This window comes from Prevotella mikamonis, from assembly GCF_055381405.1.
The window spans coordinates 1967848-1990899 of the sequence record NZ_AP035785.1; the positions used below are offsets into that span (position 1 = coordinate 1967848).

Consider the following 23052-nt stretch of genomic DNA (forward strand, 5'->3'; position numbering starts at 1 on the left):
TTTATAGTTTAACACTATTACCAAAAAACTTTGTATATTTGCTAAGCTAACGAAAAGAAGATGGAGAAGTTATCTAAAGAACTCAAACTCATGTTGCTCATGACCGACGGGTACGACTATACGGCTGCCACACTGTGCCAACAGATAGGCACTACACGCCGCCAGCTCTACAATTATCTGCGGTTTTTCCGCGAAAACGGGTTCGTCGTCGTCCATGAGAGCAGCCATTACCGACTCGATACCAACTCTCCTTTCTTCCAAGAGATAGCTCGGTCGGTCAATTTCTCCGACACCGAAGCCACTTTCATGCACCATCTTCTGGAAGCTGCCGATGCCAAAAATCCCGTAGTCGGCATTCTCAAACGCAAACTGGAGCGTTTCTACCATCTCCGATTCTACACCGACACCCGTTTCAAAGCGCACACCATCGACATCCTCAACAAGCTGCGCGACGCCATACACCATCGGCATACCGTATGCCTCAAAGACTACTCGTCGCCCCACAGCCGTAGCGTTTCCGACCGCGTGGTAGAACCCTACATGTTCCTCAATGATAATCTGGACGTGAGATGTTACGAGCTCAAGAGCCACAGCAACAAAACTTTCAAGCTCTCTCGCATCGGCAGTGTAGAGGTATATGATGCCCCTTGGATTCATACCGAGCGACATCGGCAAATCTTTACCGACATCTTCATGTTCAGCAGCGAACTGCGACTGCCCGTCAGTCTGCGCATGGGACAGCTCTCACACAATCTCATGATTGAGGAATACCCTGCCTCGGCCGACGCCTTCTCACCTGACGGGAGCGACCATTGGCTGATGAACATTGATGTGGCAAGCTATGTGGGCATTGGCAGATTCGTACTCGGACTATACGACGATATTGAAGTGCTGGGCGGAGACGAGTTTAAGAACTATATCCAGCAGAAGGTATCGGCCATGCACACCAGATAACCAACGAAAACATGACCATGCAACCAGACAACAGTATACAGTTCGTCTCGCTCGGACCGGGCGACCCCGAAATGGTAACCTTGGGCGCACTCCATGCCTTACAACGTGCAGACATCATCCTGGCACCGGGCAATAAGGAAACATCCCGCGCCGCAGACATCGTCCGGAGCTTAGGTATCACCACCCCGATAGAGGTATTCCACATCCCTATGTCGACCAATCGCCAGGCTGCCCTCGACGCTTATGCAGCCTTGGCCGACTTAGCCAAACAGGCTATTAAGCAGGACAAGCGGGTGGCAGTCTGCGTAGAGGGCGACGCATCGGTCTACGCTTCCATGCACTACGTGATGGATTTGCTCGCTGCCGAAGGCTATCCCGCCACACAACTGCCCGGTATCCCGTCGTTCATAGCGGCCGCAGCAGTGGCCAACATGCACCTCGTCAGTGGCAACCAACGCCTTGTAGTCGTACCGGGAAACCTGACGCCGACCGACACCGAACATTATCTGGCCGACAACTGCGTCGTGGTCGTCATGAAACTATCGGCATGTATAGACGCCATGCACACCGTCATGGCGCAGCATCCCGACTGGCAATATGCCTATTATGAGAACGTGGGTCTGCCCACATCGTTCTTCAGCCAACGCATAGAAGACATCGTTGCCCGCCAACCCACCTATTTTTCCATGCTGATAATAAGGAGATAAAGACAGAAGAACAGGATAACAATGTAGAATGTATCAACTACACTACTGTAGACGATTCCATCTTTTAGAGTTTCAACTAACCCACAGAAGAACCCTTTATTTTATAGCCGATTCCGAAGTAAGCATTGGTTCAAAATCTGCTTGTATACATTCTTGATGTGCTACAATTATAATAGGTGCACCAACGGCTTTCTCTATTGAAATCAAAGTATCGATGGTGAAGTTGTGAATACCACGCATCCACTTGCTGATTTCTGCCTCAGATTTACCCAAAGCAGCAGCAAGCTCTTTCTGCTTCATCCCTTTTGCCTTGAGGATTTCATGAATACGATCTGCAATCTGGAATGACAAGTCCACAGACCTACGTATTTCAGGACTGACGTGCTTCCTACGTTCTTCTATGACACTACTTCTTTTCATCTCTTGTAAATCTTAAATTTCCTATTATTTCTTTATCAACCAATACCACCTTGCCATCATTTATTCTAGAACGAATAAAACGGCTCGTGTCAATAAGCAGTTTGACGTATGGAGCAAGAGTTTTGCTATTCTGCCAAGAATCAGCATCTTTCACTCCACCATTGCCAAATATGAGAATCTTATCTGATAGCCGCAGACAATAAAGGCGAATCTTATTGCCAACATCAATCGGAATAACGCCAACACCATCACCATAATGTCCTTCAGGACGGAAATAACGTTCAAGCGCTCCTTTCTCTGCTATCTTATCAAGCCAAGCAACAAGTACATCTACCTCTTCATCATATTCACACCCAACAGGAAACTTTTCAAAGAACCGCTCTAGTTCAGAGAGTTCCTCGTTTTCAAGATGAACACTATAGAAGTTGGCATTCTCGTGTTCCTCAATAAGTTCTATCTCATACGTTTCCTTCATCTTAACTTTTAAGTTATCTTTTTGCAAAGATAAAGCAAACTATTGAGAACTTCAAATAATTAACTTAAAAATTAAGTTCTAACAATACTTACCTACACCACTTCTGTTCTTATGCCTGAGGAAACGGAATCTGCCATACCGGCAAAATTCACTCCTTGTCATAATCCTCCGATAGCATACGCAGCTCCTGATACGTCGTATTGATATCGTCGCGATTGATGTCGAACGACTTATCCACCACTCTCGGCTTGTCTTTCAATGTATGTGAGAAGAGCCAGTCGTAGGTCTTCTGCAGATAAAAAATGCGAGCCAACAAACCATGTGAGCCACCTGCTATCCAGTCGTAACGCAACAATCGGTCGTTACCGGCATGCTGTAGGCTCTCCACCACCTTCTTCGATTCCCTCACATTCACTGCCCTGTCGGCCGTACCGTGCATTATCCACAGTGGCACGCGCCCCATTCCCTGCACATCGTGCAGGGTCGTTCCGCCACACAAGGCCATCGCCGCCGCCACCTTTTCGGGGTAAGTACCCACGAAATCGAGCGTACCATAACCGCCCAGACTCATACCCAAGACGAAGATGCGCGACGTATCGACAGGATAGTTCTTTTCCATCCACTCCAACAGGTCGTTGAGTTTACGGGGATTCCACGCCCCTCCCGGATTCTGGGGAGCAACGACAAAGGCCGGGATAATCTTGCCTTTCTCCAGCGCATCCAGTGTACCATACCGACGTACACGGTCAAGATTGTTGCCACACAGGCTTGCCCCGTGCAGAAACAGCACCACAGGCAGTGCATGCCCATGCGGTTCGTACTCTTCAGGCGTATACAACCAGAAGTCATATCCCTCTTCCACGACACCGCGCTTTGCTTCTATCTTTCCTGCCTTTTGCGCCCATGCGCCCAGCGGAAACATAACCAGCAGCAATAATATATATAGGTATATCGGTCTTCTCATGTCTACAAATATAGAGATAAGTCGGCAAGCAGGCAACCCCTGCCACCCCTTCATTGACATTATTTATATACTCTCCACCGCAGTTGTAGTTTTTTCACGGTATATTGCCCGCACATATCTGCCCACCGACATCATATCAACGCTGGTGCGCATGAATCCATCGGCTCAGGAAGGGGTCTTCTATCTCATAGCCATCACCCTTGACGAGAACCCCTCTCTTCATCAAACGCGTCAGCGAACTGGTAATCGTGCTCGTAGGATACTGGCGCAACTGCACCGGATTTTCGCCCTTACATACCACAGACAATACAAATTGGTCGGTCTTATTGAACGTCAGCCACAACCTCTCATAATCCAAATCGTGTACCTTCACAATGTTTCCTACCGCCATTTCTACCACATTTTCCCTTACCTTCTCATAGGCCGTAAGACTCCATACCTCCGATGCCAACTGCTGTGTATAATAAGGGTGACACGCCGTAAACTCAAGAATGCTGCGCGATAAAGACTCTGGCTCATCGGCTACATTGCTAAACCGCTCTGCCACAAATGCCAAAAAATCATCATACGGAATCTTGTCGATGCGCATCAGCATGCCGAAATGATAAAAGGGCGAGTGTACCCTCTCGAAGATTTCGCTCATCATAGACTCCTGACTCCCCAGGAATATATAATTCAACCCCTTCTGCTCTTGCATGATGGCCCTCAATATCTTGTCGATGCCGCGCTCCACTCCGAGTATATCCTGAAACTCGTCGAAGACCACGATGAGTTCTTCGTCGGGCGTACTCACTTTTTCCAACAGGGCAAAGACATCTTCCAGCAACACCGTCGTATCGAGCGAAGATTGGAAAGAGATGTTTATTTCACTACTCGCAGGATTCAGCGAAATCGTAGGAATCACCCTGAAATGGCGCAGCAGATGCTTGATTCTCTCTATCTTATATTCCCTGAGCACCAGTTTCAACAGCTTCGCAGCAAAATCCTCCTTGCTCAATACCGTCTGCATGTTGAGCCAAATATATGGACGCCCGGTCTCTCCGACAGCTTTCCTGACCAGACTCGACTTCCCATAACGGCGCGGACTAATCAGTATTAAATGATTCTCACTATCCAGGAATTGCACTATATACTGCAACTCTTTCACCCTGTCGGTGAAGTAAGGCTTATCCACCAAAGTGCCGAAGCTGAAAGGATTTTTCATATTGCGAAATTTTTCGTTACGAACTTTTTCGCAAATATAAGCAAGAAAGATGAACTGACCAAATTTTTCCCTCTGTTTATCCTCGCCATCAGAACAGCAACGCTCCCTTATCTACGCTCCCCCGATGCTCAAGCTCAAAGACCCACAAACTTAAAAACTACAAACTGTATCTCAACCCAATAACCCATCAACTTAAAAACTCATACACTCAAAAAACTGCAAAGGCGCGGCAGCATTGCTGCAAGGGCCAAACAGCAGTACTGCAAAGCCCAAACAGTATCGCTGCCACGGCCTTGCAGTTTTTTGAAGTTGATAAGTTTATGAGTCCAACGCAACATGCCGTGACAACAAACCACATTGCATAAAAGTCCGCGCGCACCTTATGCGTCGAATAAAGTCTCCAACACACCGAGCGATTTCAGTTCGGGGAAACCGGGAATATGCAACCTGTAATATAATAATATAAGGTACAGACATCGGCTACGCTCACTACGCGACATGGCAAAAAGGTGCATGTTCTCATAGTTCATGCGCATGAGCAGGGTGATGCGCGAAGTCTCTTCGGCCGACAGATAGTCAGGATGGAGCGGAATGGTGGGCAGGAACCGGCTCTCGCGAAGGTCGAAGCAACTGCCCGGCACATAGTCGTCGAGATTGGGGAAGAATCCTATAAAACGGCTCAGACGCATGGTGAACACCAGATGGAAGTTGGCAAATGATGCCGGACACAGGTCGAGCCACGACATGCTGGAGCGCAGATAGTTGTAGAGAGCCGTGTTCTCCTGTTCGCCACGCGTGGCATAAAGCAGGAATTCGGCTACGAACAGCGCCACCGAAGATTTATAGGGATTGAACGGGATAGACGAATATGGTATGTCCACACGCACATTCTGCAGCGAGAGCAAAGAGCCATGAGCCTTGTCGTCGTACTCGATGTCCAGGAGCGTAAGGGGCTGGAAAAACTGCTTCTTGAACTTTCCACGCCCCGAAGGCGACAAGGTGCAGACCAAGGAGATGCGTCCCTGCGATTCAGCGAACACATCTACAATCATTTTGGTGTCTCTGAATCTGAACGCGCGGAGTACGATAGCCCTCGTTTTTATGAGCATAATGACACAAAGGTATGGCAAAAATGCGAAAAAACGCTGTTTTGATTAAAATTTCTTCACGAATATTTGGCGGGATAAGAAAAAGTGTCTAACTTTGCACCCGCAAATTAAACGCGATGGTCCCTTCGTCTATCGGTTAGGACGAGAGATTTTCATTCTCTAAAGAGGAGTTCGACTCTCCTAGGGACTACAACAAGAAATAAAAGAAAAGTAAAGATGGCAAATCACAAATCATCCATTAAGAGAATCCGTCAGACAAAGACCAGAACTCTTCATAACAAATATTACGCAAAGACCATGCGTAATGCAGTGCGTAAGTTACGCGCAATGACAGACAAGGATGCAGCTGCCCAGTTGTACCCATCTGTACAGAAGATGCTCGACAAATTAGCCAAGACCAACATTATTCACAAGAATAAGGCAGCTAACTTGAAGTCAAGTTTGGCTTTGCATATTAGTAAACTGGGATAATATCCTGATTTACGAGTAAGCAAGGGCGCATTCTTCAGAGAATGCGCCCTTGCTTTTTTTGCCCCTAAATATTTCCGTTTTTCACTACAATTTCGTATCTTTGCAGAAATATTACTAATCGAGAAAATGGCAGAAAATCTAAATGCCGAGGCTAATTATTCAGCTTCGAATATCCAAGTTCTTGAAGGACTTGAGGCTGTGCGCAAACGCCCGGCCATGTATATCGGCGACATCAGCGAGAAAGGTTTGCACCACTTGGTCAACGAAACTGTGGACAACTCTATCGACGAGGCTATGGCCGGATACTGTACTGACATTGAGGTGACTATCAACCAAGATAATTCTATCACAGTACAGGACAACGGTCGCGGTATCCCTGTAGACATGCACGCCAAGTTGCATAAGTCGGCTTTGGAAGTCGTAATGACCGTATTGCACGCCGGTGGTAAGTTTGACAAAGGTTCATACAAGGTCAGCGGTGGTCTGCACGGTGTAGGTGTGAGCTGCGTGAACGCACTTTCGTCTCACATGATGTCGCAGGTGTTCCGCGACGGAAAGATTTATCAGCAGGAATACGAAAAGGGCAAGCCTCTCTATCCCGTCAAGGTGGTAGGCGAAACCGAGCTTCGTGGTACACGCCAGCAATTCTGGCCAGACCCCACGGTCTTCACCACGACCACCTATCGCTGGGACATCATCGCATCGCGTATGCGCGAATTGGCTTATCTGAATGCCGGCATCCGCATCACACTGACCGACCTGCGAGCCGACGAAGAGGGCAAGACGCGCCAGGAGGTTTTCCATGCCAAGGACGGACTGAAGGAATTTGTGCGCTACGTTGACCGCCATCGTACCCACTTGTTCGACGACGTTATCTATCTCAAGACAGAGAAACAGGGTATCCCTATCGAAGTAGCCGTGATGTATAACACGGACTATTCGGAGAATATCCACTCATACGTGAACAACATCAACACCATAGAGGGGGGTACACACCTCACAGGTTTCCGTGCTGCATTGACCCGTACACTGAAGTCATATGCTGATTCAGAGCCTACGATATCCAAGCAAATAGAAAAAGCCAAGATAGAAATCGCCGGCGAAGACTTCCGCGAAGGGTTGACAGCCGTTATCTCTATCAAGGTGGCAGAGCCACAGTTCGAGGGCCAGACCAAGACCAAACTGGGTAACAGCGAGGTTTCCGGAGCTGTTCAGCAGGCTGTAGGCGAGGCACTGGCCAACTATCTGGAAGAGCATCCTAACGAAGCCAAGAAGATTTGCGAGAAGGTGGTGCTGGCCGCTACGGCACGTATCGCAGCCCGCAAGGCTCGCGAGAGCGTACAGCGCAAGAGCGTGATGGGTGGCAGCGGACTGCCCGGAAAGCTGGCCGACTGCTCTAACAAAGACCCGAAGAACAGCGAGATATTCCTCGTCGAGGGTGACTCGGCCGGCGGTTCGGCCAAGCAGGGACGCGACCGCTACACACAAGCCATCCTACCCTTGCGCGGTAAGATTCTGAATGTGGAGAAAGTACAGTGGCATCGCGTATTCGAGGCAGAGTCTGTGATGAACATCATCCAGAGTATCGGCGTGCGTTTCGGTGTGGATGGCGAGGACGATCGCGAAGCAAACATCGACAAACTGCGCTACGACAAGATTATCATCATGACCGACGCCGACGTCGATGGCTCGCACATCGACACGCTGATTATGACACTCTTCTATCGCTTCATGCCGAAGGTCATCGAAGAGGGACACCTCTACATCGCTACCCCACCGCTCTACAAATGCTCGTATAAGAACAAGAACAGCGAGTATTGCTACACAGAGCAGCAGCGCCAGGCCTACTTCGACAAGTATGCCACAGGACCTGACGACAAGAATATCCACACACAGCGCTACAAAGGTTTGGGTGAAATGAATCCCGAACAGCTGTGGGAAACGACAATGGACCCCAGCACACGCTTGCTCAAACAGGTGACAATAGAGAATGCGGCCGATGCAGATGAGATTTTCTCGATGCTGATGGGCGACGACGTGGAGCCGCGTAGGGAATTCATTGAGAAGAACGCGACCTATGCCAACATCGACGCATAGCATTGTACGCGTACATATAATATATAAGAAGGAGAGCACATCATGCTCTCCTTCTTGCATTTCGAGGCAAAATTATATATCTTTGCAGACCAGAAACCTAATCGCTGAACATCTCATGAGAAAGAAAATATTGACACTCCTGATCCTCGGTATCGTCGCACTGCCGATGCCCGCAAGACAGACCATACAACCAGCCCTGAAACTGTGGTACAACCGACCGGCCGACTTCTTCGAGGAGTCAATGCCCATCGGTAACGGGAAATTGGGTGCACTCATCTATGGAGGGGTGAAAGACAACACGATATACCTGAACGATTTGACTTTCTGGACGGGCAAGCCTGTGGACAACACCACCGACAGTACGGCCTACCGATGGTTGCCCAAGGTGAGAGAAGCGCTCTTCAGGGAAGACTATGCACTGGCCGACTCATTGCAACTACACCTACAGGGGGCTAATTCCCAGTTCTACCAGCCACTGGGAACATTGCATTTTCATGACTTGAGCAGTGGAGAGGCAACCGAATATCGGCGACAACTCGACCTGGACAGTGCACTCTGCCAAGACAGCTATCGAAAAAACGGTATTCACTACACACGCGAATACTTCGCTTCGCATCCCGACAAACTCATTGCCATTCACCTGAAAGCCGACAAAAGAGGTGGCATACGCACGAAGATGACACTTACCGCGCAAGTTCCGCATCAGGTAAAAGCATCGGCCGGACAACTTACCATGACCGGACATGCGATGGGCGACGCCAACAACTCTATCCATTTCTGCACCGTCGTCAAGGTGGACGGCAAGGATGGGAAAGTGAGCTTCCGCGACTCTACCATCTATCTGGATGGGCTGACAGAAGCCACTGTCTACATCGTCAACGAAACCAGCTTCAACGGTTTCGACAAGCATCCCGTGAAAGAAGGCTCACCCTATATTGAAATGGCAATGGATGAGGCCTGGCATACGGTGAATTACAACTATGAGACATTGCGCCGTCGCCATGTGGAAGACTATCGCAAATACTTTGAAAGATTCAAACTGGCACTCGGAACTCTGGACGACAAGACCGACTACAATGCCATCCCGACGGATGAACAACTGAAGACTTACACCGATAAGGGTGGTGGTAATGCCTATCTGGAAACGCTATACACACAATTTGGGCGCTATCTGCTCATCTCATCGTCGCGCACTCCCGGAGTCCCGGCCAATCTACAAGGTCTCTGGACCACTCACCTGTTCTCTCCGTGGCGCGGAAACTACACTGTCAACATCAATCTGGAAGAGAATTACTGGCCTGCCGAAGTGAGCAACCTGAGCGAGATGACCCAGCCACTCTTCTCGTTCATGAAAGGCTTGGCAGCCAATGGACGTGTCTCGGCACATCATTATTACGGCATCAACAGAGGATGGTGTTCCAGTCATAACAGCGACCTGTGGGCCATGACAAACCCTGTAGGCGAGAAAAGGGAGAGCCCGGAATGGAGTAATTGGAACATGGGAGGCGCATGGTTGTCGCAAGCCTTGTGGGAACACTACGCTTTCACACAAAACAAGGAGTTCCTGAAAACCACCGCACTGCCGCTATTGAAAGGGGCATCGGAATTCATGTTGGACTGGTTGGTAGAGAATCCCAACAAGCCGGGAGAACTCATCACAGCCCCCAGTACGTCGCCTGAAAATGAATACAAGACGGATAAAGGCTACCACGGAACGACCTGTTACGGTGGCGCAGCCGACCTTGCCATCCTGCGAGAACTATTTGCCAACACGTCGAAAGCCATTGCATTGACTGCTCCCGGCGACAAGAAACTGAAGCGGGAGATTGACCATGCACTCGCACGATTGCGCCCCTACACCATCGGACACATGGGCGACATCAACGAATGGTATTATGATTGGAACGACTGGGACTTCACACATCGCCATCAATCCCATCTCATCGGACTCTACCCCGGCCACCATATCAATGTGGCAGAGACTCCTGCACTGGCCCAGGCAGCTCGCCGAAGTCTGGAAATCAAAGGAGACATGACCACAGGATGGAGCACCGGATGGCGCATCAACCTCTGGGCACGACTTCACGATGGCACGATGGCCTACCGATTGTTCCAGAAATTGCTCACTTACGTATCGCCCGACAACTATCAAGGGGCTGACCGCAGACGGTCGGGAGGGACATACCCTAACCTGTTCGACGCCCATCCACCTTTCCAGATTGACGGGAATTTCGGTGGAACAGCCGGCGTTTGCGAAATGTTGGTGCAGAGTTCAGAAGACTGGCTAGAACTTCTCCCGGCCATACCCGATGCTTGGAAAAACGGCGCTGTGAACGGATTGTGTGCTCGTGGAGGCTATGAAGTAGACATGGTGTGGCGGAATGGCAAGGTGGTGAAAGCCAGCCTGAAGGGTAAAACCAATCGCTTGATAGCGGTAAAATACAACGGTCGTATCAAGAAAGTGACCATCAAGCAAGGCAAGACCACCGTTATAGAATGAGAAATTGGACGTTATTCTTGATGCTGTTCAGCCTTCTGACAGTCTCGGCACAAGACTTTGGCATGCAATGGATGTCGGCCTTACAGGCAGACAGCACCCAACTTATGTGGTTTCGGCACACCTATCGCCTCCACGAACGTCCCACACAGGCCACCATCAGCATCGCTACAACAGGCTATTTCCGACTTTACATCAACGGTTATGATGTGTCTACGGCCTATCGACTACCCTATCGAGAGGGTGGAAAAGCGGGCAGTATAGGCCATATTTTCGACGTGACACGCTTCTTACAAGCGCAAGACAACATCGTCACCGTATGTTGTTCGCCCCTCAATTATGGAACAGCCAGGGCACAACTGGCCCTTCTGTTCTATGGGAAATGGGCCGACGGACAGCGTTTTTGCTACGATGGAAGCGAGGGATGGCTGTGCCGTCCTACAGCCTTCTCGCTATTACCGGATGGGCGACAAGTCCAAGATGGCACATCAGAAGAATACACCTACCCCACAACCGATGAATCATTGGCCTGCTGGTATCCTGCCAATAGGATACCAGCTCCTTCAAATCAACCTATACTCTGGCAGCAATCGTTCTATCAAGAAGAAGCGATTGCCGAAGAAATACGTCCCCTGTACTTCAATGCAGAGGGCGACTCGGTGTATTATGAGTTCGGAACAGGATTCCAAGGATATGTCCGCATCACGCTCAGGGATGCCACTCCAGGCGAGCGCATCTATGTAGATGGCTCGCAATACATCTGTAGCGGACAGATGGACGAGCAGATATTCCGCCGTTTACACGCCACTGATTGCCGATTGGTATGTATCAGTGGCGATGCCTCTTTTCGTCGTTCACAAATACAGAAAGTAGAAGGAATTGCCATCAAGAGCCGTTGGCATAAATGTTGGAACGATTAAAAACATACATAAAACTTTTTTTAATCAATACTATTTCGTATCTTTGTGAAATCAAGTAATATCATGGACTATGGAGAGTAAACGATTAGAAGAAATTACTATTAAATCTATTAAAGAGTTATATCAAGGAAGTCATATAGCAGATGATATACTTCTGATAGACAATCTGGAACACATTCCTTTCCCCAATGAGCCACGCCGAATGCACTGTCTGTTTATGGCACTATGCTCAAGAGGCGTTGCCCACTACACCATTGATACGGTAGCGCACACTGTCCAGACCGATGATATCCTGATAGTCAGTGAAGGTCAGGTAGCCAACAACTACGTATTAAGCGATGATTTCAAAGCTACGGCCATCGTATTGTCCTACGACTTTTTCTACGAAATCGTAGCCAGCATTCGCGATCTCTCCTATCTTTACCTCTTTGCACGTAACCATCCTGTCTTCGGATTACAGCATAAAGAAGCCCAGATACTCTACAATTACTTCCAGATTCTTAAACGGAAAGTCGACAACAAGGCCCACCAATTCCGTCGTGAGACCACTAAATCGTTGCTGACCACAATGATTTACGACATCAGTAACGTGATTTACCACCTCCATACATCATCCAACCCCCGACAACCCCGTGCCAACGAAATCTTCAACGACTTCATCATACTGGTAGAGCAACACTATCGCAAGAAGCGACGTGTAAGCTGGTACAGCGACCAAATGAACATCACACCGAAGTATCTGTCAGAAGTCATCAAGCAAGTCAGCCACCGTACTCCCAATGAATGGATTGACCAGTACGTCACGCTAGAGCTTCGCGTACAGCTGAAGCACACGATGAAGAGCATCAAAGAGATTGCCGAAGAGATGAACTTCACCAATCAGAGCTTCTTCGGCAAATATTTTAAGGAGCATGTAGGCATGTCTCCCACAGAATACAGGAAATCATAAGCCCAGCAGCTGGGCTGCCACGGCGCACAACTCTGCGTACCAAGCCTCACCAAAACGGCGTATCAAAGGCTCTTTCAAGAACCGATATATCGGCAAATTCAGTTCGTTGCCCTTCGCAACGGCATCTTTACATACTTCCCAACGATGATAGTTCAGTCCTACCGTACCGTCGTTAAACGTCTTTTCGCGTATGGGATAAAGTGCACAAGAGATGGGCTTCACAAATCGTGAAGCCTTTTTTCTATAGGCACGTTCCAATGCACAGAGGCACATTCCGTTTTCATAACAGGTGAAAACGCAGTCCTTCCCCCCAACAATACTTGTTACCAACTCGCCATCGCGGTCGCTATAGGCCACCCCCTGACGGTCTATCACCGACTGGGCCGATGCCGACAAATCAGTCCAGACAGCATCCAGCGAGTCTTCTATTCCCCCTATTTCGTCTAAAGTTACCGGTGCTCCGGCATCGCCCTCAACGCAGCAGATGCCTTTACACTTCTCCAAATCGCAGCAAAACTTCTCTGTAAAGATGTCCGGCGACACCAGTACATCCCCTATCTGTATAATATGTAATTCGTTATCCATTCTTCCTACCACTGTATCGGTGCAATACCATGCTCCTGCAAATAGGCATTACACCGCGAGAAATGATGATTTCCAAACCAACCACCACGATTGGCCGAGAGCGGAGAGGGATGTACCGACTCCAACACGAAGTGCCGCGAACGATCTACCAGCGACACTTTGCTGCGCGCATACCCACCCCATAGGATGAAGACCAAATGGTCTCTATCCCGATTCAATGCCTGAATCACGGCATCGGTAAACGTCTCCCATCCCCGGCGCTGATGGCTTCCGGCTGCATGGGCACGCACCGTGAGCGTGGCATTCAGCAGCAACACCCCTTGTTCGGCCCATCGAGTGAGGTTTCCCGAAGTCGGGACAGGCCGTCCCAAATCCTGTTCTATCTCCCTGAAAATATTTTGCAAAGACGGTGGAAACGGCACGCCGTCGTTCACAGAGAAACTGAGTCCGTGAGCCTGCCCGTACTCATGATACGGGTCTTGACCAATAATGACTACCTTCACCTTATCAAAAGGACACAGATTAAAAGCATTGAAAATCAATCGCCCCGGCGGAAAACATGCTCCTTGCGCATATTCCTGCCGTACAAAATCAGTCAGATTCGAGAAATACGGCTTCTCAAATTCAGCACCGATATGCGCCTTCCACGACTCTTCTATCTTTACATCCATCACATTTCTTTTGCCCACAAAGTTACTAAAAAAATTTGCTGCACCAATAAAGAATCATTATCTTTGCCTATAAAGAAGAAAACTATGGACAAGTCATTAGAGTTACAGCAATCCATTTTACGCGATGTTGCATCCTTATTTGGAAATACGGATGCGCTGAAAAAACTGCACAAGTACCTTAACAAGCTAAAGAAAGAGGAGACTTCGAAGATGAGTAAGGCTGAAAAAGAAGAAATCCTTGATGACATCAGAGATGGCTTAAGAGAAGCGAAGATGGCCAGAGAGAAAAAAATAACACTTCAAAGCGCACAAGATTTCCTCAATGAAATACGCTATTGAATTAGGTACTAGGTTCAAAAAGTCGTTTAAACGACTTCATAAGAAATACCATTCTCTTGACAGAGACTTCGAAGCATTTCTTGCTTCAATATCAGCTAATCCTACTCAAGGTGCAGATTTAGGAGGAGGTATCCGCAAGATTAGAATGCAGATTAGTGATAAAGGGAAAGGCAAAAGTCATGGTGCACGAATTATCACTTACACTACAATTATCGACATTGAAGAAGGTATCATCACCTTATTAGCCATCTACGACAAAGAAGAACAAAGCACCATCACAAAGAAGGAAATTCAACAGCTACTCGAAGAATTATAATTCTTCACCATATAAACCCAAAACGCGCCTGCATGTTATCATGCAGGCGCGTTTTTTTATATATCAGTGAGCTTAATACTTGGCAGCAACAAACTCACCGGTATCTGAAATCAGGTTCTCACCAGTCATGTCGGCAGGCTGCTCCAATCCCATGATATGCAGGATTGACGGTGCTACGTCGGCCAGACGACCTTCCTTCACCGTGGCGCTGTTATTGTTCGTCACGTAGATAAACGGCACGGGGTTCAGCGAGTGAGCCGTATTAGGCGTGCCGTCTTCGTTGATAGCATTGTCGGCATTGCCGTGGTCGGCGATGATGATTGTTTCGTAATCGTTCTCCTTCGCTGTTTCTACCACCTCTTTCACGCAGTTGTCTACAGCATGCACAGCCTTGGCAATGGCATTGTAGATACCCGTATGGCCCACCATGTCGCCATTGGCAAAGTTCACCACGATAAAGTCGTACTGCTGGGTCTTGATAGCTCCCACCAATTTATCCTTCACCTCGTAAGCGCTCATTTCCGGCTTCAGGTCGTAGGTAGCCACCTTCGGCGATGCCACCAAGATACGGTCTTCGCCCTCGTAAGGCGCTTCGCGACCGCCATTGAAGAAGAATGTCACGTGGGCATACTTCTCGGTCTCGGCCGTATGCAACTGCTTCTTGCCCAGACTTGCCAGATATTCGCCCAGCGTATTCTGTACGTTCTCTTTCGGGAAGAGCACTGTCACGTTCTTGAAGTTGGCATCATACGGAGTCATGGTGAAGTATTGCAGATTCTTAATAGTGTGCATGCCCTGTTCATCCATATCCTGCTGTGTAAGCACCTGTGTCATTTCCTTGGCACGGTCGTTTCGATAATTGAAGAAGATAACCACGTCGCCCTCTTCCACCTTACCGTTTACGGTGCTGTTGACGATAGGTTTGATGAACTCATCGGTCACACCCTCGGCGTAACTCTCTTCCATAGCCTTCACCATATCGTCGGCTGCCTTGCCCACGCCGTTCACCAAGAGGTCGTAGGCAGTCTTCACGCGGTCCCAACGCTTGTCGCGGTCCATCGCATAGAAGCGGCCCACGATGTCGGCAATGTTGGCATCGTTCTTGGCACACACGTCGGTAAGCTCGCGAATATAGCCCACACCACTCTTCGGGTCGGTGTCGCGACCGTCCATGAAGCAGTGTACGAAGAGATTTTTCAGTCCGTACTCCTTACCGATTTCTACCAGACGGAACAGATGGTCGAGCGAAGAGTGCACGCCACCCGTAGAGGTCAGGCCCATCAGGTGGAGCTTCTTGCCTGTCTTCTGTGCGTAGCTATAGGCAGCCACGATACCGGGATTCTGGCTGATAGAACCATCTTTGCAGGCACGGTTGATTTTCACCAGGTCCTGATACACGATGCGACCTGCACCGATATTCAAGTGCCCCACCTCAGAGTTTCCCATCTGGCCGTCGGGCAGACCTACGTCTTCGCCGCAAGCCATCAGCTGTGAGTGGGCCGATGTAGCTGTCAAATAATCCAAATAAGGAGTCGGTGTCTGATAGATAACGTCTCCCTTTCCATGCTTTCCGAGTCCCCATCCATCGAGAATCATCAATAGCGCTTTCTTTGCCATAATTGAAGTATTTTTTAGTTTTTGTTGTTTTATGTTCCTAACCAGGACGTGCATCCTCCGGCTTCCATATCCTTTCGGTCGGGCGCAGCACTCCTGAAATATGTTGCAAAGTTACGATTTTTACGACTAACGGCAAAGGGAGAATGGATAAAGAAACATGCCTTTTCAGCAATTTTCACCCCTCTACATCCGAGGTTTCCGAAAATTTACTATTTTTGCAATATGAACAAACCAATATGGATGGAAAAAGAGCGGCTCTACAAGATTATCTTCGAGGCCGACACCCCCGAAGGCAAGGCCTACGACGTGACCCTCATCGCCGTCATCCTGCTCAGCATCATCGTGGCATTCGTAGAGAGCATCCAGTCGCTGGCCCTCACCTACAAGCATATCCTGGAAGTGCTGGAGGCATTCATGACCCTGCTTTTCACCATCGACTACTGCGCCCGGCTCTATTGTTCGCCACGGCCGAGAGACTATGCACTTAGTTTCTTCGGCATCATCGACTTCATCTCTACCATTCCACCCTATCTCAGCATCATCTTCCCCAGCGCGCGCTACATGATGCTCTTGCGCTCGTTCCGCTTCATCCGCATCTTCAGGGTGTTCAAGCTCTTCAGCTTTCTCAACGAGGGCTATCTGCTGTTGCAATCCCTGCGACGCAGCATGCGCAAAATCATGGTGTACTTCATGTTCGTGCTTATCCTCGTGACGTGCATCGGCACGCTCATGTATCTCGTCGAAGGCAACCAGCCCAACACCCAGTTCACCGACCTTGGAACATCCGTCTACTACGCCATCGTCACCATGACCACCGTGGGCTATGGCGACATCACGCCCGTGACACCCCTCGGCCGACTGCTCTCGGCCTTCGTCATGCTGCTGGGCTACACCATCATCGCCATCCCCACGGGCATCGTCACAGCCACGTTCGTAGACGACACGAACAGGAAAGTGGAGCATGGAGCATGCCCCCGATGTGGCAACAAGGTAGAACCCGAAGACCGGTTCTGCAAGCATTGTGGCGAGAAACTGTAACCCTTAATTTACTGCAAAGGCTCGGCAGCATCGCTGCAAAGCCCAAACAGCACTGCTGCAAAGCCTCCGCAGTAACACTGCCGGGGCCTTGCAGTTTTTTGAGTCTGTAAGTATGTGAGTTCTTTCGTTTTTGAGTTGTGGGACAATGATGTCTCTTACCAGTTATTTCCCATGTTTTCTTTCCTTATGTTCTTCTGTTCTTTTGTCTAAAAACATAAGGCTTTGAGCTGTTGGGCTGCGACAGATTCCACTTCTGTCCGCACCACATTCCCCGTCATCCTGCCTGACTCTCTACCCCCTTCAGGCGTTCCCGGCACTGTTCGAGAATCTCCATCAGCTCGTCGGCTTTCGTTGCCCGCAGCATGGCAATGCGTGTCTGGCGGAAGTCGGGCACCCCCTTGAAGATGGGACTGGCAGCTAAATGCCGACGCGTGTGCAGGATACCGCGGTATTCGTCTATGCGCTCGATGTTGATGCGCAGTTGCTCTTCGAGTACGTCTATCTTCTCATCGAGCGTCAATGGTGTGGCATCGGTATGGCCATCCAGATAATCCCTGATATCCTTAAATATCCACGGACAGCCGAAAGTAGCCCGTCCCACCATCACGGCATCTACCCCGTAGCGGTCGAAGGCAGTGGCGGTCTGTTCGGCAGAAGTGATGTCGCCGTTGCCGATGACAGGGATATGGATGCGCGGATTGCGCTTCACCTCGCCTATCAGCGTCCAGTCGGCCTCGCCAGTATACATCTGCGAGCGGGTGCGACCATGAATCGTCAAAGCCTGAATGCCGCAATCCTGCAGCTGTTCGGCCAGAGTGGGTATGATGAGGTTGTTCGTGTCCCATCCCAGTCGCGTCTTCACCGTCACCGGCGTGTGCACGGCCTTCACCACTTCGCGCGTAATGTCGAGCATCAGCGGAATCGTGCGCAGCATGCCCGAACCAGCTCCCTTACCAGCCACCTTCTTCACCGGACAGCCGAAGTTCAGGTCTATCACGTCGGGCCGGGCCTCTTCCACAATCTTGGCAGCTTCTACCATCGATGCTACATCGCGCCCGTATATCTGTATTCCCACCGGTCGCTCGTCGTCGCTGATGGTGAGTTTAGACACCGTCGACTTGATAGAGCGCACCAAAGCCTCGGCACTCACAAACTCAGTATACACCATTGAGGCCCCAAAGCGTTTGCACAGCAGTCGGAATCCGATGTCGGTAACGTCTTCCATCGGCGCCAGAAACACCGGTCGCGAACCATATTCTATATTGCCTATTCTCATATGGCAACAAAGGTACATAAATTTTTGCGAACGAGAAAAAGTATATTTTTCCTCATAAATTAGGATATTTTTCTAAAATATTGACAGAGTATATCCTCATTTATAGTTATATTTGCGAACAATAATCTGATTATGGCCTATGGATTTTCGTAAGCTCATCACATGGAAAGACCGCCTGTCGGAGAGACAGAAGATAATATTGCTCGTCATCAGCGGTATTATTGTGGGGCTGATAGCGCTCTTCTTATACCTCCTGCGCATGCACACCTATCTTATTGGCGACGACCCGGCGGCCTGCGTCAACTGTCATATCATGACACCTTACTACCAGACATGGGAGCACTCAAGTCATGGACGGGACGCAACGTGCAACGATTGCCACGTACCACACCAGAACATTGCCATGAAATATCTCTTCAAGGGGGTAGACGGTATGAAGCATGTGGCCTATTTTGTAACCAACAGCGAAGACCAGGCTATCAAGGCCGAGACCGCAAGCTCCGAAGTCATCATGGACAACTGCATCCGTTGCCACAAACAACTGAATCAGGAGTTTGTCAAGACGGGCCGCATAGACTACATGATGGCCAAGCGAGGCGAGGGAATGGCCTGTTGGGACTGCCATCGCAACGTGCCGCACGGCGGCATGAACACACTGTCGAGCACGCCTTGGGGCGAAACCCAGACGCCGCTACCCGACTCACCCGTGCCCGACTGGCTGCAACATCTGTTGGGACACTCTACAAAATAACATCACGATTTAACGAATAATCAAAATATCATAGATATGGCAAAGCAATTAAAACGTTGGCAGGGATGGCTCCTATTCGGCGGAGCTATGGTCATAGTATTCGTGCTTGGACTCATCGTCAGTTCGCTGTTGGAACGTCGGGCCGAAGTAGCGAGTGTGTTCAACAATCGTCGCACGATGTTCAACGACTCTATCGTGGCACAAAATGAAAAGTTCAAAGAAGACTTCCCACGCGAGTATGAGACGTGGTCGATGACGGAAGACACCTCGTTCGTGAGCCTATACAATGGTTCCAGAGAAGTAGACATCTTGGAGAAACAACCCACCATCTGTGTTATCTGGGCAGGCTATGCGTTCTCACAAAACTACAATACACCGCGCGGACACCGTCATTGTCTCGACGACTTGCGCAAGATACTGCGCACAGGAGCACCCGGCGTGGAGGGAGGAAAGGAGATGCAACCCGGTACATGCTGGACGTGTAAGGGGCCGGACGTACCCCGATTGATGCGCGAGAAGGGTATCGGCGCTTTCTATGCAGCAAAGTGGAGCGACTGGGGCGACCAGATGATGAACACCGTGGGATGTTCCGACTGCCACGATGCACGCACGATGGAGTTGCGACCGGCTCGACCGGCACTCTACGAGGCTTGGCAACGCGTGGGCAAAGATGCTCACAAGGCCAGTCATCAGGAGATGCGCTCGCTCGTATGTGCACAGTGCCACACCGAATACTACTTCGAAAAGGAAAACGGGAACTATCTGCACTTCCCGCAAGAGAAAGGTATGACCTGCGAAGCGGCAGAGGCTTATTACGACAGTATCGGCTTCTACGACTACATACATCCGCTGTCTAAAGCGCCTATCCTGAAAGCTCAGCACCCTGGATACGAGATGAGTCTACAGGGAATCCACGGTCAGCGTGGCGTCAGTTGTGCCGATTGCCACATGCCCTACATGCAGGAAGGCGGTATCAAATATACCGATCATCATGTCATGAGTCCCTTGGCACATATCGACCGCACCTGTCAGACATGTCACAGACAGGATGCCGAAACGCTCCGCCAGAACGTTTACGAGCGCCAGAAGAAGGTCTATGACTTTGCTGTCAAGGTGAACTCGGAGTTGGCCTATGCCCATATTGAGGCCAAGTTTGCATGGGACAAGGGTGCTACAGACACAGAGATGAAACACGTTCTCACCGACTTGCGCAAGAGCCAGTGGCGTTGGGACTACGCATTGGCCAGTCATGGAGCAGCTTTCCACGCTCCACAGGAGGTGATGAGACTGCTTGCCGACGCAATGGAATATGCCAAAGACGCTCGCTTGCAGGTGGCTAAGGTCGTGGCACGCCACGGATTTACCGGCGATATTCCATTGCCCGACATATCGACAAAGGCTAAGGCACAGGCTTACATCGGCTTGAACATGCCGCTATTGAAGGAAAAGAAGCAGGAATTCCTGAAGACCGTCGTCCCTGGCTGGGTAGAGAAGGCGCGTCAGAACAAGCGATTCATCACACAACCCATGTAAGGGCTGATAGAGAAAAGAGACTTTTTTCCGAGGGTTAACAGAGCTACAGGAGGGCCTATCGGGCCATAGACAGAGCCTCTGTTAACTCTCGTTCAATACTAAAGAGACACACGTATGTGGAAAAAACCTTGGGGAATCATAGAGGGAAGCGTCATCGGGGCGGGCTTATTGCTTACCGGCATCTTGCTTCAACTTACTATAGGAGGCATTGACTGGTCGCTGATGGCGTGGCCGGTGAATATCCTTTTATTGGCCATCATCTTGATAATCATAGGCGTAGGTTATGCCCTCAGAGGCAGAATCTACGTTCTTCGTTTCATGACCACATCGCAAGTGGCTGTGCCGGCGGTAGCCTACGCGGCCCTGCTGACAGTCATCATGGGACTGGTGAAGCAGCTTCCAAGCGACCATGCACCCACCGATGCACTGGGATTCACCCGCATGCTGAGTTCATGGCCGTTCATCCTGACTTACTTATGGGTGACGCTCATCGTCGGGATGGCCACGATTCATCAGCTCATTCATTTTCGCCGGCGCGCCCTACCGGCTATCATCAGCCACTTCGGACTCTTTCTGGTCGTCGTATGCGGTACGCTGGGCAGTGCCGATATGCAACGGTTGAAGATGTACTGCATGGAAGGGCAGCCCGAATGGCGTGCATTCGACGATCGCGGAACGATGCACGAGCTGCCTTTGGCACTCCAGTTGAACCGCTTCTCTATCGACGAATATTCCCCGAAGCTGGTGCTCGTCGACAATAAGAACAACATGCCGATGGGCAAGAAACCACAGACTCTGCTCATTGACGGAAAGTTCAAAGAGGGCACTCTGGGTCTATGGACGATTCAAGTGACGCAATATTTCGACGAAGCTGCCCCTCGCATGAAACCCAATAAAGACCCGCACAAAGCACCACAATACACCTATAAGGAGTGGAAGTCACGCGGAGCAGAATGTGCTTTGTACGTGGTGGCCGTGCAAGGGAAGACCGGCCGCAAGGTAGAAGGATGGGTAACAGGCGGCAGCTACATGTATCCTGCCGAAGTGTTACGCCTCGACAGGCATGTCAGTCTGGCCACCCCACCCCGCGAGCCACAGCGTTTCGCTTCCGAAGTAGAAGTGTTCACCAAGCAGGGTAAGCATCTCGCCACCACCATAGAGGTGAACAAGCCATTCAGTGTGGCCGGTTGGAAAATCTATCAACTTAGCTATGACGAGCAAATGGGGAAGTGGAGCAACATGAGTATCTTCGAACTTGTGACCGACCCGTGGCTCCCGACGGTCTACATAGGCATCTTCCTGATGCTTGCCGGAGCTATTCTGATGTTCATTTTAGCACAACGTAGAAAGGAGGAAATAACCCTATGACATGGCATGAGTTTATCATTTTCGCTATCATATCGGTATTGTTCTGGGTAGTGGGAGCCTATGCTGCATGGAGAGAAAAAGGCAAGTCGGCCTATATTCTCACAGGTATAGGATTGTTGGTGTTCCTCACCTACATCATCGGACTATGGATTTCGCTCGAACGTCCGCCCCTACGCACGATGGGAGAAACCCGCCTATGGTATTCGTTCTTCCTGCCCCTGACCGGCATCATCGTCTATTCGCGGTGGCGCTATAAATGGATTCTGGCCTTCAGTGCGCTGCTGGCCACGGTCTTTGTATGTATCAACATCCTGAAACCGGAGATACACAGCAAGACGCTCATGCCTGCCTTGCAGAGTCCGTGGTTCGCTCCACACGTTATCGTCTACATGTTTGCCTACGCCATCTTGGGTGCAGCTTTCGTCATGGCATGCTATCTGCTGTTCATCAAGAAGTCCGCCCCCACCGAAAAGGAGTTCGACATCTGCGACAACCTGGTCTATGTAGGCTGGGCATTCCTGACCATCGGCATGCTCTTCGGGGCTTTATGGGCCAAAGAAGCATGGGGACATTACTGGGCATGGGACCCTAAAGAGACATGGGCGGCAGCCACTTGGTTTGCCTATCTGGCTTATATCCACCTACGCCTCGACCGACGGAGCAACCCCAAGGCAGCCCTATGGATGCTCATCGTCAGCTTCGCACTGCTGCAGATGTGCTGGTGGGGCATCAATTACCTGCCTTCCGCGCAGGGTACAAGTGTGCATACTTATAATTTAAACTAATTTACT

23 protein-coding genes and 1 tRNA gene are annotated in these 23052 nt (G+C 49.9%); 15 read left to right on the forward strand and 9 right to left on the reverse strand.

Going from position 1 to position 23052, the window contains the following annotated elements; all coding sequences use genetic code 11:
• Positions 1–60 precede the first annotated feature (60 nt).
• Positions 61–954, forward strand: coding sequence for a helix-turn-helix transcriptional regulator (locus tag ACZ42L_RS08320; RefSeq protein WP_464715805.1), 894 nt, complete (start codon positions 61–63; stop codon positions 952–954).
• An 11-nt stretch (positions 955–965) separates the two neighbouring features.
• A complete protein-coding gene (locus tag ACZ42L_RS08325; RefSeq protein ID WP_464715806.1) occupies positions 966–1661 on the forward strand; it encodes a precorrin-2 C(20)-methyltransferase in 696 nt (231 codons plus the stop codon).
• A 96-nt stretch (positions 1662–1757) separates the two neighbouring features.
• Here the strand turns inward: ACZ42L_RS08325 and ACZ42L_RS08330 are convergent, their stop codons facing one another.
• The 5 genes from ACZ42L_RS08330 to recO form a co-directional block, all read right to left on the reverse strand.
• The gene (locus tag ACZ42L_RS08330; protein WP_464715807.1) at positions 1758–2081 is read right to left on the reverse strand and encodes a helix-turn-helix domain-containing protein; all 324 of its coding nucleotides are present in this window, start codon (positions 2079–2081) and stop codon (positions 1758–1760) included.
• Positions 2068–2556, reverse strand: a complete 489-nt coding sequence (locus ACZ42L_RS08335) for a hypothetical protein (RefSeq protein ID WP_464698128.1) — start codon at positions 2554–2556, stop codon at positions 2068–2070. Before ACZ42L_RS08335 ends, ACZ42L_RS08330 begins: the two co-directional genes overlap by 14 nt.
• 148 nt (positions 2557–2704) lie before the next feature.
• Entirely contained in the window at positions 2705–3478 is a 774-nt protein-coding gene (locus ACZ42L_RS08340) for a carboxylesterase family protein (protein ID WP_464716992.1), read from the reverse strand.
• A 178-nt stretch (positions 3479–3656) separates the two neighbouring features.
• Positions 3657–4724: an AAA family ATPase gene (locus ACZ42L_RS08345; protein ID WP_464715808.1), complete on the reverse strand. Its 1068-nt coding sequence runs from the start codon at positions 4722–4724 to the stop codon at positions 3657–3659.
• Positions 4725–5104: 380 nt separating this feature from the next.
• Positions 5105–5833 (reverse strand): DNA repair protein RecO, encoded by a 729-nt coding sequence (recO, locus tag ACZ42L_RS08350; protein ID WP_464715809.1) that lies wholly within the window; start codon positions 5831–5833, stop codon positions 5105–5107.
• Between the two features lie 118 nt (positions 5834–5951).
• On the opposite strand from recO, the gene ACZ42L_RS08355 reads away from it, so the two are divergent.
• The 6 genes from ACZ42L_RS08355 to ACZ42L_RS08380 all read left to right on the forward strand — a co-directional run bounded on the left by ACZ42L_RS08355 (position 5952) and on the right by ACZ42L_RS08380 (position 12767).
• Positions 5952–6023, forward strand: a tRNA-Glu gene (locus tag ACZ42L_RS08355).
• Between the two features lie 26 nt (positions 6024–6049).
• Entirely contained in the window at positions 6050–6304 is a 255-nt protein-coding gene (gene rpsT, locus ACZ42L_RS08360; protein ID WP_036896142.1) for a 30S ribosomal protein S20, read from the forward strand.
• A gap of 126 nt (positions 6305–6430) precedes the next feature.
• A complete protein-coding gene (gene gyrB / locus ACZ42L_RS08365) occupies positions 6431–8401 on the forward strand; it encodes a DNA topoisomerase (ATP-hydrolyzing) subunit B (protein ID WP_464698134.1) in 1971 nt (656 codons plus the stop codon).
• A gap of 115 nt (positions 8402–8516) precedes the next feature.
• Positions 8517–10901: a glycoside hydrolase family 95 protein gene (locus tag ACZ42L_RS08370; RefSeq protein WP_464715810.1), complete on the forward strand. Its 2385-nt coding sequence runs from the start codon at positions 8517–8519 to the stop codon at positions 10899–10901.
• Positions 10898–11818, forward strand: a complete 921-nt coding sequence (locus tag ACZ42L_RS08375) for an alpha-L-rhamnosidase (protein WP_464715811.1) — start codon at positions 10898–10900, stop codon at positions 11816–11818. The genes ACZ42L_RS08370 and ACZ42L_RS08375 overlap by 4 nt, the downstream gene beginning before the upstream one ends.
• 70 nt (positions 11819–11888) lie before the next feature.
• Positions 11889–12767, forward strand: a complete 879-nt coding sequence (locus ACZ42L_RS08380; protein WP_464715812.1) for a helix-turn-helix domain-containing protein — start codon at positions 11889–11891, stop codon at positions 12765–12767.
• Here the strand turns inward: ACZ42L_RS08380 and ACZ42L_RS08385 are convergent.
• Both ACZ42L_RS08385 and ung read right to left on the reverse strand, forming a co-directional pair.
• A complete protein-coding gene (locus tag ACZ42L_RS08385) occupies positions 12762–13352 on the reverse strand; it encodes a DUF3109 family protein (protein WP_464715813.1) in 591 nt (196 codons plus the stop codon). The two genes, ACZ42L_RS08380 and ACZ42L_RS08385, sit on opposite strands and share 6 nt — an antisense overlap.
• 5 nt (positions 13353–13357) lie before the next feature.
• Positions 13358–14023, reverse strand: a complete 666-nt coding sequence (ung, locus tag ACZ42L_RS08390; RefSeq protein WP_464707155.1) for a uracil-DNA glycosylase — start codon at positions 14021–14023, stop codon at positions 13358–13360.
• Between the two features lie 84 nt (positions 14024–14107).
• Here ung and ACZ42L_RS08395 point away from each other — a divergent pair, with 84 nt between their 5' ends.
• Positions 14108–14362, forward strand: a complete 255-nt coding sequence (locus tag ACZ42L_RS08395) for a hypothetical protein (protein WP_464702397.1) — start codon at positions 14108–14110, stop codon at positions 14360–14362.
• The gene (locus ACZ42L_RS08400; protein ID WP_464702398.1) at positions 14346–14678 is read left to right on the forward strand and encodes a type II toxin-antitoxin system RelE/ParE family toxin; all 333 of its coding nucleotides are present in this window, start codon (positions 14346–14348) and stop codon (positions 14676–14678) included. Before ACZ42L_RS08395 ends, ACZ42L_RS08400 begins: the two co-directional genes overlap by 17 nt.
• Before the next feature lie 72 nt (positions 14679–14750).
• On the opposite strand, the gene gpmI is transcribed toward ACZ42L_RS08400, so the two are convergent.
• Positions 14751–16295: a 2,3-bisphosphoglycerate-independent phosphoglycerate mutase gene (gene gpmI / locus ACZ42L_RS08405; protein ID WP_464698146.1), complete on the reverse strand. Its 1545-nt coding sequence runs from the start codon at positions 16293–16295 to the stop codon at positions 14751–14753.
• Between the two features lie 222 nt (positions 16296–16517).
• Between gpmI and ACZ42L_RS08410 the strand changes: the two genes are divergently transcribed.
• Positions 16518–17333 (forward strand): ion transporter, encoded by an 816-nt coding sequence (locus ACZ42L_RS08410; RefSeq protein WP_464702400.1) that lies wholly within the window; start codon positions 16518–16520, stop codon positions 17331–17333.
• Positions 17334–17607: 274 nt separating this feature from the next.
• Here ACZ42L_RS08410 and dusB read toward each other — a convergent pair whose 3' ends face one another.
• On the reverse strand, positions 17608–18609 hold the full coding sequence (gene dusB / locus ACZ42L_RS08415; protein WP_464715814.1) for a tRNA dihydrouridine synthase DusB: 1002 nt from the start codon (positions 18607–18609) through the stop codon (positions 17608–17610).
• Between the two features lie 139 nt (positions 18610–18748).
• Here dusB and nrfH point away from each other — a divergent pair, with 139 nt between their 5' ends.
• From nrfH to ccsA, 4 genes are all read left to right on the forward strand, one after another.
• Positions 18749–19360, forward strand: coding sequence for a cytochrome c nitrite reductase small subunit (nrfH, locus tag ACZ42L_RS08420; protein ID WP_464715815.1), 612 nt, complete (start codon positions 18749–18751; stop codon positions 19358–19360).
• Positions 19361–19396: 36 nt separating this feature from the next.
• Complete coding sequence (nrfA, locus tag ACZ42L_RS08425) at positions 19397–20893, forward strand: ammonia-forming cytochrome c nitrite reductase (protein ID WP_464715816.1); 1497 nt, start codon at positions 19397–19399, stop codon at positions 20891–20893.
• Positions 20894–21007: 114 nt separating this feature from the next.
• The gene (locus tag ACZ42L_RS08430; RefSeq protein ID WP_464715817.1) at positions 21008–22261 is read left to right on the forward strand and encodes a cytochrome c biogenesis ResB family protein; all 1254 of its coding nucleotides are present in this window, start codon (positions 21008–21010) and stop codon (positions 22259–22261) included.
• Positions 22258–23046 (forward strand): cytochrome c biogenesis protein CcsA, encoded by a 789-nt coding sequence (gene ccsA / locus ACZ42L_RS08435; RefSeq protein WP_464715818.1) that lies wholly within the window; start codon positions 22258–22260, stop codon positions 23044–23046. Before ACZ42L_RS08430 ends, ccsA begins: the two co-directional genes overlap by 4 nt.
• Positions 23047–23052 lie beyond the last annotated feature (6 nt).